We start from the raw sequence: 19,205 nt of genomic DNA, 5'->3' as shown, positions 1-19,205 counted from the left end.
ATAACTTTTCCTTGTTTTATCTTAGTTATATAAATTTATAATAAAATTTTTACTTTTTTAATTCTATTTTTTTCAATTTCTTCAACAATAAATTTTTTATCTTCAAAAACAATTTGCTGTTTCAACTGTGGAAAATTTCCTAATTCACCTATAATAAAACCACCAATAGAATCAAATTCATGGGAGTGGATATCAGTTCCTATAAGATCATTGATATCTTCAATCTTAACACTTCCATCAACTAGGTATTCACTATCGTTAATTATAGTAATTTCTGAATGCTGTTCGTCATATTCGTCATCAATTTCTCCAACAATCTCCTCCAACATATCTTCTATGGTTATAATACCAACAGTACCGCCATATTCGTCTAAAACTATGGTTATATGTTGTCTGGTTTTATTTATTTCTCTAAATAAATCAATAACTTTCTTATATTCATAAGTATAATAAGGTTTTCTCATATGGTCTTTTATACGAAACTCATCTTCTTTGAAATCAGCCATCAATATATCTTTAACATTTAAAATACCCACTATATTATCTATAGTTTCTTGATAAACTGGTATTCTTGAAAATTGCTCCTCTTTGATAACCTGCATAATTTCTTCAAAAGTAGAGTTTAGTTCTATGGCAATTATATCTACTCTTTGGACCATAGCATCTTTTACATATAGGTCACCAAACTCAAATACTTTATGAATTATTTCCTTTTCTTCCACTTCTAAAATACCCTCTTCTTCACTTACATCTACGATAGTTTTTAATTCTGCCTCTGTTATTAGAGGAACAGTATTAGAAACTTTACCACCTAGTATTGATATAAGGATATTAGCTATAAATGTAGTTAGCATAACCAAAGGTTTTAAAATTATTGAGACTACAGATATGAGAGGTGCAACTGATAAAGCAATTTCTTCAGCATTTTGTGAAGCTAAGGTTTTAGGAGTAATTTCTCCAAAAATAAGAATTACTATAGTCATTACTATAGTTGCTATAGCAACTCCTTCAGAACCTACCATTTTTATAGCAACAGCAGTTGCTATAGAGGAACTGGCAATGTTCACTATATTATTGCCTACTAATAGAGTTCCTAAAAGCTTACTTGGATCATCATTTAGCTTTTGAACTTTATTTGCACCTTTTACACCTTCATCTACCATATGTCTTAGTCTAATTTTATTTAAAGACATAAGTGCAGTTTCTGAAGCAGAAAAAAAAGCAGAACCACATATGAGAATGATTAAAATAATTAATTGCCACGTACTACCAGGCTCCAAAATTACAACACACTCCTTAAAGCACAATATTTAGTTAATAAATATATTATAGCATATCTAAGAAATTTACAAAAGTTCGAAAAAATTTAAAAATTATTAAAAAATTTCTTTAAAGACAAGTTTTTCTATATTTAAGTAGAAATTAGTAACCAATACATCTCATATCTTAAATAACTTTCGTCATGCATATAGAGAAACTACCTTAGAACTTAATATATATCTTTATGGTATTTTAATTCACAATGCAAAATGCACAATTAAGGTGGAAATTATTTTTGATCAAAATAATTTCTTTAATGTTTTTTAACTAGCAATACAATTGCTAGTGTTTTTGTGGAGGTGAACAGTGTTCGCCAGTTCTTTAATTGTGGATTCAATAGTTTTAATTATGATAGTAAAAATATTAATTATTTTCAAAGATGTGAAAATTTCAGAATTAAACTAAAAATAGTTAGACTTTATAAAGATTAAAGGTTTAAATAAAAAGTTGGATTTTATGGATTATAGTTACATAATACTCAATATTATTAAAGAATATTTAGGACTTAAATACACATACTAATATCGTAAGGCAAAGAAAATTTAAATATAAGGAGGAAACTATCATGAAAAACATGGAAAATAAAAGAAATGAAAAACAAGATCTTAAAAATTCAGTAAATGAATTACAAAACGTACAAAACAACTTAAAGAACAACCAAAAAAATGAACAAAAAAATGAATTAGATGATAATAAAAATTGTGATTTGCAATAAGGAAATGAACTAAATATTTAGGAAAAAATAAGAAACTCTAAATCTTAGAGTTTCTTATTTTTTTATAAGTTAAATCAATAATTAAATAAGCGTGATCTAGACCACGCTTATCTTTATATCCATATTCAATTGTAAATCTGCTATTTTAAGACTATAATCCTCTTTCGTAAGCTTCAACCATTCTCTTAACCATTTGTCCGCCAATTGAACCAGCTTCTCTAGAAGTTAAGTCTCCATTATAACCATTTTTAAGATTAACCCCTACTTCTTTAGCAGCTTCCATTTTAAAGTTGTTTAATCCTTCTCTAGCTTCTGGTACTAAAACTCTATTTCTGCTCATACAAATTGCCTCCTTAATTTTTAAGTTAATGGTATACTAAATATAGTAGCTATTAACTACATTATTAGTATTAATTTTTGATTCTTATTTATAGCACTTAATTTTTGGCAGTTATTATAAATTTCTTTCGTAAGCTTCCACCATTTTTTTAACCATTTGTCCGCCAACTGAACCGTTTTCTCTAGAAGTTAAGTCTCCATTGTAACCATTTTTAAGGTTAACTCCTACTTCTTTAGCAGCTTCCATTTTAAATCTATCTAATCCTTCTCTTGCTTCTGGTACTAAAACTCTGTTTCTTCTGCTCATTTGTGAGCACCTCCTTTTTATTTAGTACAAATTAATTATAATCCTCTTTCGTAAGCTTCAACCATTTTCTTAACCATTTGTCCGCCAACTGAACCGTTTTCTCTAGAAGTTAAGTCTCCGTTGTAACCATTTTTAAGGTTAACTCCTACTTCTCTAGCAGCTTCCATTTTAAAGTTGTTTAATCCTTCTCTAGCTTGTGGAACTAATATTCTGTTATTGTTATTAGCCATTTCTTGAACACCTCCTTTTCTTTTGGTACTATTAGTTTAACCGCATATAAATCTTTTATTTTATTAATTTAAAGGAAAGAACTGAATATAATTCTTGCTTTGGTATATATTAGGTAATATAGATAGTAATTTTAACAATTTATACAAAAATGAATATTATATTTAGTAGAAATTTTTTAAATAAATTGTATTTTAAAATCTTTACAAAGACTTTAAAATCAATATTCTAAGTCAATATCTAGGCATCTGTTAAAAATTTTTTAGTTTATAAAAAAATAAAAAATAAATATTTGTTTTTTTATTTTTTATTAAATTTTTATTGACTTTTAATTTTCAATTGATATATATTTATTACTTAAATAACTTTAAGAAATAAATAATTACTGAAAATATTTATGGATAAACTACCTAAAAAGTTAATGTATAACTAATAACTATCTCATTAAAATATTTTAATTCACAATTATGGTTAAAATTAATTATACAAATTAATTTCTTTAAAAAGATTTTTAATAAGAGTGACTGTGTTCTTTCAAAAATGAATTAATTTAAAACTTCCCTCATAAAGGAGAAGTACAAATAATCGCGAATTGTGAATTTAATAATTTTAATTATAATATAAAAGGAATCCATTATTTTTACATATATATTAACTTTAGAGCTGGTATATCTATATAATTGTTATTTATGTATTAAATAAAAACACTGAACTATTTCTAGGGGGTAATACTTTGAATGAAAAAAAAATAATAATGACTGGTGGAGGATCTGCTGGTCATGTTACGCCAAACATAGCATTGATGCCAAAGTTAAAAGCTTTAGGCTATGATATACAATATATAGGAACTAAAAATGGTATAGAACGCCAATTAATTGAGGCGGAAAATATAAAATATCATGTTATTTCCAGTGGTAAACTAAGAAGATACTTCGATATTAAAAACTTTACAGATCCTTTTAGAGTGATAAAGGGCGTTTTTGATGCTATATCTATACTTAAAAATGAAAAACCTAATATAGTATTTTCTAAAGGTGGATTTGTATCTGTGCCAGTAGTATTAGCAGCAAAATTTAATAAAATTCCTGTTATTATTCATGAAGCGGATATGACACCAGGACTTGCAAATAAAATTTCAATGCCATACTGTACTAAAATTTGTGTAACTTTTCCAGAGGCACTTAGTCATATTAATAATAAAAAAGCGGTACTTACTGGATTACCAATAAGAAATGAGCTATTACAGGGTAGTAAAATAAAAGGACAGCAAATATGCAATTTTAAAACAGATAAGCCAATTGTATTAGTAGTTGGTGGAAGTTTAGGATCAAGATTTATAAATGAAGTTGTAAGGGAAAACTTACAAGAACTATTAAAGAAATTTAATATAATTCATGTTTGTGGTAAAGGTAATTTATCAGAAAAGCATAAAAATATTGAAGGATATGTACAGTTTGAATATGTAAAAGAAGAACTGCCACATCTAATGAAAGCAGCTTCTATAGTTGTATCAAGGGCAGGTGCAAACTTTATTTTTGAATTGCTATCTCTTAAAAAGCCTAATTTACTTATACCACTTTCTGCAAAGGCAAGTAGAGGAGATCAAATACTAAATGCTAAATCCTTTGAAAAAAACGGATATAGCATGGTTATAGAGGAAGAAAATTTAAATTCTAAAGTTTTATTAGAAAAACTAGATGAATTATATTTAAATAGAGAAAAGTATGTTGATGTTATGGACAAAAGTGATGTAAAAAATAGCATTGATAAAATTATAGAGTTAATAGAAACTTATAAAAAGCCGTGATTATCACGGCTTTTTATAATTGGAATGGATATATTTTAATTGAATAAATTTTTTAAAACTGCTTTTTAAAAGAGTAAGTTTCCATAATTATCAATCCTCTATTATGAAATTTAAATTATTTAAAATTGATTTTGATAAAATAGGTGTTTTTATATTATCTAATGCTCATATTGAATCCATTAGAAGAAGACCCTTATTATATAAAATGATTTTCAAAGGAAAAGTAATATGTACAGAAGAAACTTTAGGTATATGTAATAATATGATCATAAATTTTGCATATACTTAAGCTGTAGATTGAAACTTTAAAAATAAAAAAGAGAAATAAAGGGGGGAGAACTTGTAAGGCCTTTATACCATATAGAAGGTACAAAAAGGTGTTAAAATATTTTGATGACTATCCTTATGAAGAATAAATAGATTTTTTGAAGAGGAGAGAGCTATTTTTAAAAACTGCTGAACACTTTTTAGGAATTGCTATTTATGAAATTTTTCTAAATAAAGATTATGTGGAGGTAAAGATTGTATATAGTGAAAGTTTAGAAAATGTAATTATTCTTGTAATTAAAAACTTTACTATATTTACAGAAGATGACTATGTGATTTTAGAAACCACATATAGTAATATATTTCACAATAAAAGTTTGATAAAAATCATACAAAGCATTATAAAGAATGAGTAGCGTAAAAGTATATATGTAAAATCGAGATTACTACTAGAAGCAGCACTAGTGAAAATAGGAGGGGAATTCACCATTTAAAAATAAAATATGCAAAAAAGAAAACATTATAATTTTTATAGAATATTAGGCAGAGAGGATTTTAGAATACAATATATACAAAAAATAAAAGAGTAAAAATTTTAAGAGAAGAATATAAATTAAATTTAAAAATTTAATGCTCTTAAATATTATATTCCTATATTCATAGAGAATACAAAGAGTAAAAAAATAAAGAAAATTTAGAAAAAGATAAATTCAATGTAGAAATATCATTGCTAAATCAAGGGTTTATACTAAAGGATAGAAATAACAAATAGTTAAAAAACTAACAATTAAAGTGGTAATTAATACTTGAAATTTGAAGACTATAGTATATAATAAAGGTGTATAACGTGCTATTTTTTAGTAAAAATATTATATATAAAATGTACTTTTAAAAGTGTTTCTCCCAGTTTTTATCATCAGTTTTATTTTCAGATAATGTAAATTATAAATTATGAGAGAAAACTCAAAAGTAAATTTTACAAAGAAAGAAGGTTTGGACGATGAGAAAAATGAAGACTATGGATGGAAATACCGCTGCTGCTCACGTAGCATATGCCTTTACAGATGTAGCTGCGATATATCCAATCACACCATCATCACCAATGGCAGAACACTGTGATGAATGGGCAGCACAAGGAAGAAAAAATATCTTTGGTCAAACTGTAAAAATGATGGAAATGCAATCTGAGGCTGGAGCTGCAGGAGCAGTACATGGTTCATTACAAGCTGGAGCATTAACTACTACATTTACAGCTTCACAAGGACTATTACTTATGATTCCTAACATGTACAAGATTGCCGGAGAACTATTACCAGGCGTATTTCACGTAAGTGCTAGAGCACTAGCTGCTCAAGCGTTATCAATATTTGGAGACCATCAAGACGTAATGGCTGCAAGACAAACAGGATATGCATTACTTGCAACTAATAGCGTTCAAGAAGTTATGGACTTAGCACCAGTTGCTCACTTAGCTGCATTAGAAGGAAGAGTTCCTTTCCTACACTTCTTTGACGGCTTTAGAACATCTCATGAAGTTCAAAAAATTGAAGCTTGGGATTACGAAACACTAGCTAAATTCGCAAATAAAGAAGCTGTTGAAGCATTCAGAAGCAAAGCTTTAAATCCAAACAATCCAGTAACAAGAGGAACAGCACAAAACCCAGATATATACTTCCAAGCTAGAGAAGCATCAAATAGATTTTATCATGCAATACCAGAAATTGTTGAAAAATATATGGAAATGATAAATAAAGAAATAGGTACAGACTATCACTTATTCAACTACTATGGTGCACAAGATGCAGATAGAATGATAGTTGCTATGGGTTCAGTTTGTGATGTTATAGAAGAAACTATCGATTATTTAACAGCTCGTGGAGAAAAAGTAGGACTATTAAAAGTTCACTTATATAGACCGTTTTCATTAGAACACTTCTTCAAATACATACCAAAAACTGTTAAGAAGATAGCTGTTTTAGATAGAACAAAAGAACCAGGTTCTGCTGGAGAACCATTATATCAAGATGTAAGAACTGCTTACTATGATATAGAAAATAAACCAGTTATAATAGGTGGAAGATATGGATTAGGATCAAAAGACACTACTCCATCTCAAATAGTTACTGTATTTGACCATTTAAATAATGAAAGTCTAAAAAATGGCTTTACAATTGGTATAAATGATGATGTAACTCATACTTCATTAGAGACATCAAGAGAGATTAGAACTACAACTGATGGAACAATAGAGTGTAAATTCTGGGGTCTTGGATCAGATGGTACTGTTGGAGCGAACAAAAGTGCTATTAAAATTATTGGAGATAACACTAACATGTATGCTCAAGCATACTTCTCATATGACTCTAAAAAATCAGGTGGTATAACAGTATCTCACTTAAGATTTGGTAAAAAACCAATTAAATCACCATATTTAATAAATCATGCTAACTATGTTGGATGTCACAATCAATCATATGTTAATAAGTATGATGTATTATCTGGAATAAAAGATAATGGAACATTCTTATTAAACTGTATTTGGGATAAAAATGATTTAGAAGCACATTTACCAGCTAGCATGAAAAGATATATAGCAGAACATGATATTAAATTCTATACTATTAACGCTGTTAAAATAGCAGAAGAAATAGGATTAGGCGGAAGAATTAACATGATTATGCAAGCTGCCTTCTTTAAATTAGCTGATATAATTCCAATAGAAGAAGCAGTTGATCACCTAAAGAAAGCTGTTATTGCCTCTTATGGTAAGAAGGGTGAAAAGGTTGTCAAGATGAACCACGATGCCATAGATGCAGGTGTAAACTCAGTTGTTAAAATAGAAGTGCCAGAGTCTTGGAAAAATGCAGAAGATGAAATGAAACCAATCCAAGAAAGACCAGATTTCATTAAAAATATAGTTGATGTTATGAATAGACAAGAAGGAGACAAGCTTCCTGTAAGTGCATTCATAGATAGAGAAGATGGTACATTTGAACCAGGTACAGCTGCTTTCGAAAAGAGAGAAATTGCTATTAATGTACCAGAATGGCAACCAGATAAATGTATACAATGTAACCAATGTTCATATGTATGTCCACATGCAGTAATTAGACCATTCATAGGAACAGAGGACTCTTATAAAAATGCTCCAGAAACTTTAGATTTCGTAGATGCTAAAGGTGGAAAGGCATTTGAAGGATTGAAATTCAATATAGGAGTAAGTATCCAAGATTGTACAGGCTGTGGAAACTGTGCTCAAGTTTGTCCAGCAAAAGAAAAGGCTCTTATCATGAAGCCAATTGATACACAAACTAAACAAATAGAAAATTGGAAGTTCAACTTATCATTACCTAAGATGTCAAACCCAATGGGAGTAGCAAGTGTTAAAGGCAGCCAATTTGAAACTCCATTATTAGAGTTCAGCGGTGCTTGTGCAGGTTGTGGAGAGACTCCATATGCTAAACTTGTAACTCAATTATATGGTGATAGAATGATGGTAGCTAATGCTACAGGATGTTCTTCTATCTGGGGAGGAAGTGCTCCTTCAACTCCATATACAGTTAACCATAAAGGTAAAGGACCAGCTTGGGCAAACTCATTATTTGAAGACAATGCTGAGTTTGGATTAGGTATGTTCCTAGGAGTTAACCAATTAAGAGGAAAATTAGAATTAGCTGTTAAAGAAGCAGTAAATGGTAACATTTCTGAAGAATTAAAAGCTCTATTCAATGAGTGGTTAGATAAGAAAAATGATGCAGAAGCTACAAAAGTTCTTGCAGATAAGATATTGCCATTATTAGAAGTAGGAAAAGACAGTCCTATATTAACAGAAGTTTATAACAAAAAAGACTTCTTCGTTAAGAGATCACAATGGATCTTTGGAGGAGACGGTTGGGCTTATGATATTGGATATGGCGGAGTTGACCATGTTCTAGCTAGTGGAGAAAATGTAAATATATTAGTATTTGATACAGAAGTTTACTCAAATACAGGAGGACAATCTTCAAAATCTACTCCAACTGCTGCTATAGCTAAATTTGCAGCTGCTGGTAAGAGAACTAAGAAGAAAGACCTTGGAATGATGGCAATGAGCTATGGATATGTTTACGTTGCTCAAATAGCTATGGGAGCTGACCAAAATCAAACTCTTAAAGCTATAAGAGAAGCAGAAGCATATGATGGTCCATCATTAATAATTGCATACGCACCATGTATAAACCATGGAATTAAAAATGGTATGGGTGCTACTCAATTAGAAACTAAACTTGCAGTTCAATCTGGATATTGGGCATTATACAGATACAACCCAATGTTAAAAGAAGAAGGTAAGAATCCATTCACTTTAGATTCTAAAGAGCCAACATTATCATTTAGGGATTATCTAATGGGTGAAGTAAGATATGCATCATTAGCTAAAGCATTCCCAGAACAAGCTGAAAAATTATTTGCTAAAACTGAAGAAGATGCAAAAGAAAGATTAGAAGGCTACAAAAAACTTGCAGTTCAAGATTTTTCTAAATAATAAATTATAAAAGGATGAGAGGGTACTCTCATCCTTTTACAATTGAGAATTGAAAATAGACAATTGAGAATTGTGGTTAAAATTAATTTTAGCAAATTAATTTCTTAAATAGATTTTATTAGCAATAGATCGCTAGTCTTATCATCAGAAGTTACTCTGTAACTTCTAATAATATTTTTAAAACTTCTCCTATAAAGGAGAAGTTTTAAAATTGTCAATTTTCAATTCTCAATTGAATAAGTGTATTTATTTACAATAAAAGAGCATAATAATATTGAATTAATGTTATAAATTAATTTAATATTTAAATTTTTATATTTTTACCTGAAAATGCTTTTATTATTTGATAAATAAGGGTAAAATGATAACATAAACATAGAGGAGGTAATTACTATGGAAGAAAATAAAAATTGCGGATGTGGTTGTGGTCATGAAGAACATAATCATGAACATAATCATGAACATGAAGATTGCGGATGTGGTTGTGGAGAACATGAAGTATTAACAGTTGAATTAGAAGATGAAAATGGAAATACGGTTCTATGTGAAATAGTAGATGGATTTATGTACGACGAAAATGAATATGCAATAGTTCAAAATCCAGAAGATGGAGCTATATATTTATTTAAAGTTGTAGGAGATGACGAAGTAGGAGAATTAGTTGTTCCAGAAGATGAAGAGTATGAAGCAGCTAAAGCTTATTACGAAGAATTAATTACACAAGAAGATTAATAAACTAAAAAGTCGCTATATATAAGCGACTTTTTGCTTTTTTGGTGTATAATTATATTACTAGTAATATGTAGGAATATTTACTCAATTTACTACTTTATTTAATTGCAGGTAAAATTTGAAGAATATCAATTATAGATATTCCTTTTTATATAAAAAGAAATTAAATTCAATTGTATTATTCGATTTTTTATTATTAATCTTTAGTTTAATTTATAATTTCTAGTTAATAGTAATAATTATAAATAAATTAACGGTTATTATGCAAAATTTTTTGGTATAATTTATGAAATTGTCATATAATAGATAGGTAATAAAATATATTTTTCGAGGTAGGAGAGAAAGAATGGAAAGGCTAGCTATATTTGATATTGACTATACTCTTACAAAAAGAGAAACGTTATTTGAATTATATATGTTTATGTTAAAGAAAAAACCGAAACTAATAATATATGCACCGCGTAATATATTATCTACAATATTGTATATATTAAAATTAAGAGATGCATCAAAAGCTAAAGAGACTTTTATAAGATTTATTGATGGTATAAAAGAAGATGAAATGCAGCAGATAGTAAAGGAGTTTTATGAAGAAAGACTATCTAAAATCCTTTATGATGATGCTATTAATATGATGAAGAAATTAAAAGAAGAAGGATGTAAAATATATTTAATTTCCGCTTCAGCAGAGTTTTATCTAAAAGAACTATACGATATAAAAGAAGTAGATAAGATTATCGGTACAAGATTTAAAGTGGAAAATAGTATACATAGGCCGATAATTGAAGGGAAAAACTGCAAAGGTGAAGAAAAGGTAATTAGACTCATGGAAGAGATTAAAAAGGACAATATAGAGGTTGATTTTAAAAACTCTTATATGTTTTCTGATTCACTGTCGGATTTGCCGCTTTTTAACTTAGTAGGAAATGCTTATTTAATCAATTATAAAAAATACCATAATGCTATTGAAATATTGAAATGGAAGTAAAGGAGAATATAGATATGAGTGAAGCTATTAATAAATATTTTATATATAATGGAGAAATAAAAGAAGCAGATCAATACGAAAATATAAAGCCAACTGGCAGCAAACTATTATATGAGGTAATAAGAATAATAGATGGGAAACCACTATTTTTAAAAGAACATATAGAAAGACTAGAAAATTCCATAGGATTAACTGAACAAGAAATTACTATTAATAAGGAGGGACTTTCTAAAGATATATTAGAATTAGTAAAAGTAAACAAAATTTACGAAGGAAATATAAAACTTATATTAGATAAAGAGGATATATATATATTCTTTATTAAGCACAGTTATCCAAGTGAAAAAATGTATAGTGAAGGGGTGAAAACTATATTATACTTTGGTGAAAGAGAAAACCCTAATGCTAAGGTTATCAATAATCAATTTAGAGAAAAGGTAAATAGTGAAATAAAAGCTAATAATGCTTATGAAGCAATTCTAGTTGATAGAAATGGTTATATAACAGAGGGAAGTAGATCAAATATTTTCATGATAAAAGATGAAGTAGTTTTAACAGCACCTCTTAAAGATGTATTGCCAGGAATCACTAGAATGAAAATAATTGAAGCATGTAATGCTTTAAATTTGAAAGTTGAAGAAAAACCAATAAATTATAATGAAATAAATACTTTAAGTGGATTATTTATTTCTGGAACTTCACCAAAAGTATTACCTATAAATTCTGTGGGAGATATAGTCATTAAATCACAAAAGAATAAAATAACTAAGAAAATTATGGATAAATTTAATGAAATAATTGCTGAGGATATAATTAAGTTTAAAATTCTTTAAAAAATATAAAGTAGGTAAGAAAAATGACGATAATTAAAATAAAATGTCATTAATTCATTTACCTAAGTGTGTTAAAGGGTAGGAGGATATTTATGGCAAATTTAAATAGCAGCTTAACTAATAAGCAAGGAATGGGACTTATAAAAATTGAAAATGGAAAAGTGGTTGTTATTAATCCTATAGATGGAAATAAACCAGCAAAAATCTTACCTTGTGATGAAGTACAAATAATTATAGATAGTAGAGAAGTTACTTCTCCTATTGAGGTTTTTGAAGAAAACAATATTGAAATAAGGATTAGAGAAACAGAGGCTAAAAGAGAATTAAATTTATCAGTATCAGAAGATAAAATGGAAGCAAGAATTTCCTTAAGGTATGTTCCTAAAGAAGAGTACAAGCTAAAGGATACAGAATTATTAACAGAACTAACGCCAAGTATACAATATGTTGGTCTTACTATGCCACCTAAATATACTGAGCTTCAAATATTAAGTGAACTATCTAATTTAGGAATAATTTATGGAATAGATAATGAAGCTGTAAAAAGATGCTGTGAAGAAGAGAGCATTGGAAATTTAATTATTTCTAGAGGAAAGGAACCTACACAACCTGTAGATGATGAAATAGAAATATTTTTTCAATCAGAATTTGATAAAAAATTAGAAGTTGATGAAAAAGGAACTGTAGATTTTAAATCTATTGGAGCAGTAGAAGTAGTTCACAGAGGAGATGTTATAGCAGCATTAAAAGAAGGACAAGAAGGTGCTATAGGATTTAATGTCTATGGTCAATTGCAAAGGCCTAGAAAGCGTAAGGAAAAGAAAGTCTTTGCAAATAATGGATGTAGACTTGAAAATAATTCAATTATAGCTACTATTGATGGAAAGCCACATGTGAAAGGAAATATGTTTTCCGTAGAAAAAGTACATCAAATTAATAGGGATGTAGATATTTCTACAGGTAACGTTAAATTCATAGGAGATGTAATAATTTATGGTGATGTTAAAGAAGGTATGACTGTAGAAGCAGGTCATGAGTTAACGGTTAATTCAAACGTGCTTCGTGCTGAGTTAAAAGCAGGAGGAAATATTACAGTTAAGGGTAATATAATATCATCATCCATTATAGTAGGCAGTGATAGCTTGGATTATTCGCTATATATAAATGAACTTGAAAACTTTCAAAATTTATTAGGAAAACTTTATGATACTTTACTTAGGGTAAATCATAAAAAGATGATAACAAATAGTGTTTCTGATAGAGAGCTAGTAAAGTTTATTGTAGAAAGTAGATTTAAAAATTTCAGAAATGATGTTAAAAAAGTACTAAATGTAATGGAAACACAAGGAGAAACCTATGATAGTTTATATGCTATAGTAAAAAATAAACTGGATAACAGTTATTTTTCTAATATAGTAACTATACATGAAATAAAGCAAATTCAACAAATGGTTATACAAAAGCTAAATAGTGTTAAAGTAGGTGCTATGCACCAATCAAATTTAACTGCTAGCTATATACAGGATTCTAAAGTTAGCTCCACTGGCTCCGTTTACATCAATGGAAAAGGAGTTTACAAATCAGAAATAAATGCACTGGATAGTGTTTATTTTGTTGCTGAGAGAAGCACTACAAGAGGTGGTATTATAAATGCAACCAATGAAATAAAATGCAAGATTGTAGGAACCATTGCAGGCGTTTCTACTGTTTTAAAGGTAAAGAAAAATGGACATATCTATGCAGATATTGCTTATTATAATACAAAGTTTATTATAGGTGAAAAGGAAGTTTTATTAGAAGAACCTAGTAGGAACATCCATGTTTATTTAGATAATGATAAAGAGTTAGTAGTTGATAAATTTAAATTGTAGAAGGTGAAATTATGAGTAGGGAAATTAAAATGCTAATTTTTTCTATCGGTGACCAGTTTTATTCCGGAGACATTATGGAGGTAGAAAGAATTTTAACTTATGAAGAGCCAACAAAGCTTCCGGATTCTCCAGAATTTTTAAAAGGAGTTATAAATTATGAAGGAAACATACTTCCAGTTATATCTCTTTCTGATAGATTTCATAAAATATCTAGTGACTCTGAGGAACATTTAAAAATTATTGTCACAAGACAAGATGATAAAAAAATAGGTATTATTGTAGATTCAGTTTCGGAAGTAAAGCCAATAATGGAAGATCAAATTGAAGATGCCCCAGATATTGCTTCTCAAGTTTCTAAAAGGTATATTAAAGGGTTAATAAAAGAAGATGAGAGAATAATTGTATTCTTAACTCTTGGAAGTATACTATCTGAAGAAGAAAAGCAATTAGTATATTAATGCGGGGTAACTATGGAGTATAAAGAGATAAAAATTGGAATTGGCGATTGCAATATAGCAAAACCACCAGATAGACTAATTACTATAGGTCTTGGTTCATGCATAGGCATAGCCCTATTTGATAAGCATTCAAAAGTTGGGGGACTAGCTCATATAATGCTACCAGATAGTAGTAAATTTAGTAAAATAACTAATGAACTTAAATTTGCAGATTTAGCAATACCTACATTAATAGGTCAAATGAAAAATGCAGGTGCTAAAGAAAAATTTTTAAGGGCAAAAATTGCTGGAGGGGCTTCTATGTTCACTTTCTCTGATAAGAGCATGAATATGGATATAGGAGATAGAAATGCTAAAGCAGTAAAGGAAATATTACAAAAGCTAAGTATACCGATTGATAGCGAAGATACTGGGGGCAATAAAGGAAGAACTGTAATTTTCGATACAATCACAGGAATATTGTATGTGAAAACTATAGGGGAAGGCATAAAAGAGATTTAACTTCACATATCGAGGTGATTTATATGGATAGAAAAATAAGAGTTATGGTGGTAGATGATTCTGCACTTATGCGTAGAATTATTTCTGATATGATAAATGCAGAACCGGATATGGAAGTAATTGATATTGCAAGAAATGGAGAAAATCTATTAAGCAAAATAAATACAACCGTTCCAGATGTAATTACATTAGATGTTGAAATGCCGATAATGGACGGTATAACCACCTTAAAGAAATTGAAGGAATTAGGAATATCATCGAAGGTTATAATGTTGAGTAGTTTAACTAAAGCTGGTGCAGAAACTACAATGGAATGTCTTCAAAATGGTGCCTTTGATTTTATTGCTAAACCATCTGGTTCCATTTCTTTAGATATAAATAAGGTAAGAGAAGATTTAATAGAAAAAATTAGATCTATTAAAATAAGTAAAGCTACAGTAGGAACTACTAATAAAAAATCTACTTCTTTTATCTCAAGAACAAGGCTTAGAACTTCAGAAAAAATTAATAAAAAAATAAACTGTGTAGTTATTGGTGCTTCCACAGGAGGGCCAAAGGCACTTTATAGTGTAATAACAGCCTTACCTAGTGATTTAGGAGTACCAGTGTTAGTAGTGCAGCATATGCCTATAGGATTTACTAAAGCATTTGCTGAAAGGCTTAATAGGTCAAGCAATTTAAAAGTGGTAGAGGCAGAGGATAAAATGCCTATAGAAAAAAATGTAGTATATATAGCAAAGGCTGGCTATCATATGGAAGTTGAGAATAATAAAATTGTATTAAATGAAACTCCAGCAATTTGGGGAGTAAGGCCAGCAGTAGATAAATTATTTATTTCTGCATCAAAGGTTTATGGAAATGGTCTATTAAGTGTTGTATTAACAGGAATGGGCAGAGATGGTGCTAATGGTACTGTAGAGGTAAAGAAAAACGGAGGATATACTTTTGCAGAAGATGAATCTACTTGTGTAATTTATGGAATGCCAAAAGCTACCTTTGAAACAAATATGGTGGATGAGGTATTGCCACTACACCATGTATCAAGCAGAATTGTTAGAGCTATTAGAGGAGTTGAAAGAGATTAATGGATTTTAGACCATTAGAGCAATGGGTGCTCAGAGAATTAGGAATTGATTTAACAGCCTATAAGTCAAATCAACTTCAAAGAAGAATATCAAGCCTAATGTCTAGAGTAGGTGTAAATACAATAGAAGAATATATAAGAATCTTAAAAACAGATTTAGCCCAAAGACAAAAATTTATTGATTATTTAACAATAAATGTAACAGAATTTTTCAGAAATCCTGAAATTTTTGATGAATTTGAAAAAGTAATAAAAAAATATTTAGATTATAAAAAGCCATTAAAAATATGGAGTGCAGCTTGTTCAATAGGAGCAGAACCTTATTCTTTAGTTATGATGTTAAATGAATTAACACCCAATGTAAATCATAAAATCATAGCAACAGATATAGATAACACTATACTTGATAAGGCAAAAAAAGGAGAATATTCTGAGCAGGAAGTTAAGACTATACCAAAGACATTGATGAATAAATATTTCCAGAAGGAAGAAAATAATTATTTAATAAATAATAATATTAAAAGAATGGTAAGTTTTAAAAGACATGATCTTATACTAGACAACTATGACAATAATTTTGATGTTATAGTATGTAGAAATGTAGTAATCTACTTTAACCAAGATGTTAAAGATAAAATATATGATAAGTTTAGTAAATCCTTAAAAAAAGGAGGGATACTTTTTGTAGGTGCTACAGAAAGTATATATAACTACAAAGCTTTCGATTTTGAAAAAGTATCTACTTTTATCTATAGAAAGCTTTAAGGAGGAATAGTATGGATACGTCACAATATCTTTCAATGTTTCTAGAAGAATCTATGGACAACCTTCAGACCTTAAATGAAAGTCTTCTTATCTTGGAACAGGAACCAAATGATAAGGAAAAACTAAATGAAATATTTAGAGTGGCTCATACTATAAAAGGTATGGCAGCAACTATGGGATATAATACCATAGCTGAACTTACTCATAAGATGGAGGATGTACTTTCAAACTTTAGAGAAGGTAAGTTAAATGTTACACGAAAAGTTGTAACAGTATTATTTAAATGTTTAGATACCTTAGAAAACATGGTTGATAATATTGCAGAGGATAATGAAGAAGAGGTTGATATAGAAGAAATAGTGGAAGCTCTAGAAGGAATTTCTAAAGAGCATGAAGCAGTGGAAGAACCGCAAGTTACTTCAGTACCTGCTACGATGGAAGTAGTAAGTACTTTAGAAGAAATTGAACTGAATGAATATGATATTGACGTAATTAAAGAGGCGAAGGATAAGGGGTTTAATGCTTATAATATACATGTATCCCTTGATAAAGGAACAGTTTTAAAGTCTGCTAGAGCATTTATAATAATGCAAAATCTAGAAGCACATGGAGAAATAATTAAGTCTGTACCAGTGTTAGAAGATTTAGAAGCAGAAAACTTTGACTCTGATATACAGCTAGTTTATTTAACTAAAAAGTCAATGGAAGAGGTAAATGAAATACTAAATGGTATTTCAGAAATAAGCAGCGTTGTTATTTCTAATGTAGAAGTAGAACATGCTAAAAACAATGAACTGGAAAATGAAGAAGATCATATTAAACTTAATGAATATGATATTAGTGTGATTAAACAAGCGAAAGATAGTGGATTTAATGCTTATAACATACATTTAGTATTAGATGAAGGTACAATATTAAAATCTGCTAGAGCTTTTATAATAATTCAAAATTTAGAGGAGCATGGGGAAATAATTAAAGCTATCCCTGTACTAGAAGATTTAGAAACAGAAAACTTTGACCTAGATATACAATTAGCTTATTTAACTAAAAAATCAAAGGAAGAAATAAGAGATGTATTAAATAGCATCTCGGAAATAAGTGAGATTAAAATTTTAAACATAGAATTAGAAAATATAAAAAATAGTGAGGCTAAATTAGGTCCTAACTCCATAGAAAATAAGGGTATAAAAACTGAGGCTAATTCTAAAAAAATTGCAACTGAACCAAAGGGAATTGTAAAGAATAACAAACCTAAGAAAAAAGAAGAGGGGAAAAAACAACCAGTCAAAAGTGGTGAAAAATCTTCTCATGAAAAATCTAATAAAAATAGAACAGTTGGCCAATCTGTAAGAGTTGATCTTGAAAGATTAGATAAGTTTATGAACATGGTTTCAGAATTGGTTATTCATAGAACTAGGTTAGAGCAAATAAGCTTAAGTCATAAGATTCCAGAATTAAATGAAACATTAGAGCAAGTAGCAAGAAGCACTTCAGATTTGCAAGACTTAGTTATGAAAATTAGAATGCTTCCACTAGATGTAGTGTTCAATAGATTTCCAAGAATGATAAGAGATTTGGCACTGGAATTAAATAAAGAAATTGAATTAGAAATATTAGGCCAAGACACTGAACTTGATAGAACAGTTATAGAGGAAATTGGAGAACCACTGATACATTTATTGAGAAACGCAGCAGACCATGGAATTGAAAGCCCTGAGGAAAGAATAAGTTTAGGAAAAAATCCTCAAGGTAAGATTAAACTTATAGCTTATTCAGAAGGAACAAAGGCTGTAATTAAAGTTGAGGATGATGGAAAAGGTCTTGATGTAGATAAAATTAAGGCAAAGGCTGAAAGAGTAGGAATTAATACTGAAGGTATGAGTGATCTAGATATTAAAAATTTAATCTTTAGTCAGGGATTTAGTACTAACGAACAGGTTACAGATATATCTGGAAGAGGTGTAGGAATGGATGTTGTTAAAACTAAAATTTCTACTCTAGGTGGTACTGTAGATGCCATCAGCGAACTTGGAAAAGGTACAAGCTTCGTTATAAGACTACCACTGACACTTCAAATAATTCAAGCACTACTCGTTAAAGTAGGAAGTGAAACAATAGCTATATCCTTAGGATATATAGATAGAGTTATAGAATATAGAGAATCTTTAATTAAAAAGACTAATAATAAAGAGGTCATTATCTATAACGATAATGTAATAAATTTAATAAGGATAAATGAAAAATTAGGTTTAGAAGAACAAAGTTATGGTAAAAAATATATAGTTATGGTTAAGGTAGGAGAAAAACAAGTAGGATTACTTGTAGATTCACTACTAGGACAGCAAGAAATAGTAATAAAACCATTTGGAAAGACATTAAAAAGCATGAAGGAGTATATAGGTGCTACAATTTTAGGAGATGGATTAGTAACCTTAATATTAGATGTTGCATCATTAACATAAGGAGGT

At 29.1% G+C, this 19,205-nt stretch carries 18 protein-coding genes; 14 read left to right on the top strand and 4 right to left on the bottom strand.

The genetic code is table 11. The features are described 5' to 3' along the window. Positions 1-35 precede the first annotated feature (35 nt). The gene (locus ACY1IQ_RS05885) at positions 36-1,280 is read right to left on the bottom strand and encodes an HlyC/CorC family transporter (RefSeq protein ID WP_461613088.1); all 1,245 of its coding nucleotides are present in this window, start codon (positions 1,278-1,280) and stop codon (positions 36-38) included. A 605-nt stretch (positions 1,281-1,885) separates the two neighbouring features. Here ACY1IQ_RS05885 and ACY1IQ_RS05880 point away from each other — a divergent pair. Then, complete coding sequence (locus tag ACY1IQ_RS05880) at positions 1,886-2,035, top strand: hypothetical protein (RefSeq protein WP_461613087.1); 150 nt, start codon at positions 1,886-1,888, stop codon at positions 2,033-2,035. A 151-nt stretch (positions 2,036-2,186) separates the two neighbouring features. Here ACY1IQ_RS05880 and ACY1IQ_RS05875 read toward each other — a convergent pair whose 3' ends face one another. The 3 genes from ACY1IQ_RS05875 to ACY1IQ_RS05865 all read right to left on the bottom strand — a co-directional run bounded on the left by ACY1IQ_RS05875 (position 2,187) and on the right by ACY1IQ_RS05865 (position 2,911). Then, complete coding sequence (locus tag ACY1IQ_RS05875) at positions 2,187-2,375, bottom strand: alpha/beta-type small acid-soluble spore protein (RefSeq protein ID WP_461613086.1); 189 nt, start codon at positions 2,373-2,375, stop codon at positions 2,187-2,189. A 114-nt stretch (positions 2,376-2,489) separates the two neighbouring features. After that, positions 2,490-2,681, bottom strand: coding sequence for a small, acid-soluble spore protein, alpha/beta type (locus ACY1IQ_RS05870; RefSeq protein ID WP_461613085.1), 192 nt, complete (start codon positions 2,679-2,681; stop codon positions 2,490-2,492). 35 nt (positions 2,682-2,716) lie between these two features. Then, positions 2,717-2,911 (bottom strand): alpha/beta-type small acid-soluble spore protein, encoded by a 195-nt coding sequence (locus tag ACY1IQ_RS05865; RefSeq protein ID WP_461613084.1) that lies wholly within the window; start codon positions 2,909-2,911, stop codon positions 2,717-2,719. A gap of 731 nt (positions 2,912-3,642) precedes the next feature. On the opposite strand from ACY1IQ_RS05865, the gene ACY1IQ_RS05860 reads away from it, so the two are divergent. The 13 genes from ACY1IQ_RS05860 (at position 3,643) to ACY1IQ_RS05800 (ending at position 19,199) form a co-directional block, all read left to right on the top strand. Then, positions 3,643-4,716 (top strand): undecaprenyldiphospho-muramoylpentapeptide beta-N-acetylglucosaminyltransferase, encoded by a 1,074-nt coding sequence (locus ACY1IQ_RS05860; RefSeq protein ID WP_461613083.1) that lies wholly within the window; start codon positions 3,643-3,645, stop codon positions 4,714-4,716. 103 nt (positions 4,717-4,819) lie between these two features. Further along, positions 4,820-5,005, top strand: coding sequence for a hypothetical protein (locus tag ACY1IQ_RS05855; protein WP_461613082.1), 186 nt, complete (start codon positions 4,820-4,822; stop codon positions 5,003-5,005). Positions 5,006-5,141: 136 nt separating this feature from the next. Next, complete coding sequence (locus tag ACY1IQ_RS05850) at positions 5,142-5,399, top strand: hypothetical protein (RefSeq protein ID WP_461613081.1); 258 nt, start codon at positions 5,142-5,144, stop codon at positions 5,397-5,399. 584 nt (positions 5,400-5,983) lie between these two features. After that, the gene (gene nifJ, locus ACY1IQ_RS05845; protein ID WP_461613080.1) at positions 5,984-9,505 is read left to right on the top strand and encodes a pyruvate:ferredoxin (flavodoxin) oxidoreductase; all 3,522 of its coding nucleotides are present in this window, start codon (positions 5,984-5,986) and stop codon (positions 9,503-9,505) included. A gap of 393 nt (positions 9,506-9,898) precedes the next feature. Continuing rightward, a complete protein-coding gene (locus tag ACY1IQ_RS05840) occupies positions 9,899-10,237 on the top strand; it encodes a DUF1292 domain-containing protein (RefSeq protein ID WP_461613079.1) in 339 nt (112 codons plus the stop codon). A gap of 346 nt (positions 10,238-10,583) precedes the next feature. Beyond that, on the top strand, positions 10,584-11,225 hold the full coding sequence (locus tag ACY1IQ_RS05835) for an HAD-IB family hydrolase (RefSeq protein ID WP_461613078.1): 642 nt from the start codon (positions 10,584-10,586) through the stop codon (positions 11,223-11,225). A gap of 14 nt (positions 11,226-11,239) precedes the next feature. After that, positions 11,240-12,058 (top strand): aminotransferase class IV, encoded by an 819-nt coding sequence (locus ACY1IQ_RS05830; RefSeq protein WP_461613077.1) that lies wholly within the window; start codon positions 11,240-11,242, stop codon positions 12,056-12,058. 92 nt (positions 12,059-12,150) lie between these two features. After that, positions 12,151-13,929, top strand: a complete 1,779-nt coding sequence (locus ACY1IQ_RS05825; protein ID WP_461613076.1) for a DUF342 domain-containing protein — start codon at positions 12,151-12,153, stop codon at positions 13,927-13,929. An 8-nt stretch (positions 13,930-13,937) separates the two neighbouring features. Next, positions 13,938-14,387 carry a chemotaxis protein CheW gene (locus ACY1IQ_RS05820; protein WP_461613251.1) on the top strand — a complete coding sequence of 150 codons (450 nt, stop codon included), beginning with the start codon at positions 13,938-13,940 and terminating at the stop codon, positions 14,385-14,387. 12 nt (positions 14,388-14,399) lie between these two features. Next, entirely contained in the window at positions 14,400-14,888 is a 489-nt protein-coding gene (locus ACY1IQ_RS05815) for a chemotaxis protein CheD (protein ID WP_461613075.1), read from the top strand. A gap of 23 nt (positions 14,889-14,911) precedes the next feature. After that, complete coding sequence (locus ACY1IQ_RS05810; RefSeq protein ID WP_461613074.1) at positions 14,912-15,973, top strand: protein-glutamate methylesterase/protein-glutamine glutaminase; 1,062 nt, start codon at positions 14,912-14,914, stop codon at positions 15,971-15,973. Then, the gene (locus ACY1IQ_RS05805) at positions 15,973-16,737 is read left to right on the top strand and encodes a CheR family methyltransferase (protein ID WP_461613073.1); all 765 of its coding nucleotides are present in this window, start codon (positions 15,973-15,975) and stop codon (positions 16,735-16,737) included. Before ACY1IQ_RS05810 ends, ACY1IQ_RS05805 begins: the two co-directional genes overlap by 1 nt. 11 nt (positions 16,738-16,748) lie before the next feature. After that, positions 16,749-19,199, top strand: a complete 2,451-nt coding sequence (locus tag ACY1IQ_RS05800; RefSeq protein WP_461613072.1) for a chemotaxis protein CheW — start codon at positions 16,749-16,751, stop codon at positions 19,197-19,199. Positions 19,200-19,205 lie beyond the last annotated feature (6 nt).

The sequence above is a fragment of the Clostridium sp. Marseille-QA1073 genome (assembly GCF_054863625.1).
Note: the sequence above shows the minus strand (reverse complement) of the source record. Positions and strands in the feature narration are given on the sequence as shown.

Coding starts and splice junctions, on each gene's coding strand:
- ACY1IQ_RS05800 (WP_461613072.1), top strand. CDS start 16,749: ATGGATACGTCACAATATCTTTCAATGTTTCTAGAAGAATCTATGGAC.
- ACY1IQ_RS05835 (WP_461613078.1), top strand. CDS start 10,584: ATGGAAAGGCTAGCTATATTTGATATTGACTATACTCTTACAAAAAGA.
- ACY1IQ_RS05825 (WP_461613076.1), top strand. CDS start 12,151: ATGGCAAATTTAAATAGCAGCTTAACTAATAAGCAAGGAATGGGACTT.
- ACY1IQ_RS05865 (WP_461613084.1), bottom strand. CDS start 2,911: ATGGCTAATAACAATAACAGAATATTAGTTCCACAAGCTAGAGAAGGA.
- ACY1IQ_RS05855 (WP_461613082.1), top strand. CDS start 4,820: ATGAAATTTAAATTATTTAAAATTGATTTTGATAAAATAGGTGTTTTT.
- ACY1IQ_RS05875 (WP_461613086.1), bottom strand. CDS start 2,375: ATGAGCAGAAATAGAGTTTTAGTACCAGAAGCTAGAGAAGGATTAAAC.
- ACY1IQ_RS05840 (WP_461613079.1), top strand. CDS start 9,899: ATGGAAGAAAATAAAAATTGCGGATGTGGTTGTGGTCATGAAGAACAT.
- ACY1IQ_RS05810 (WP_461613074.1), top strand. CDS start 14,912: ATGGATAGAAAAATAAGAGTTATGGTGGTAGATGATTCTGCACTTATG.
- ACY1IQ_RS05805 (WP_461613073.1), top strand. CDS start 15,973: ATGGATTTTAGACCATTAGAGCAATGGGTGCTCAGAGAATTAGGAATT.
- ACY1IQ_RS05815 (WP_461613075.1), top strand. CDS start 14,400: ATGGAGTATAAAGAGATAAAAATTGGAATTGGCGATTGCAATATAGCA.
- ACY1IQ_RS05870 (WP_461613085.1), bottom strand. CDS start 2,681: ATGAGCAGAAGAAACAGAGTTTTAGTACCAGAAGCAAGAGAAGGATTA.
- ACY1IQ_RS05880 (WP_461613087.1), top strand. CDS start 1,886: ATGAAAAACATGGAAAATAAAAGAAATGAAAAACAAGATCTTAAAAAT.
- nifJ (WP_461613080.1), top strand. CDS start 5,984: ATGAGAAAAATGAAGACTATGGATGGAAATACCGCTGCTGCTCACGTA.
- ACY1IQ_RS05830 (WP_461613077.1), top strand. CDS start 11,240: ATGAGTGAAGCTATTAATAAATATTTTATATATAATGGAGAAATAAAA.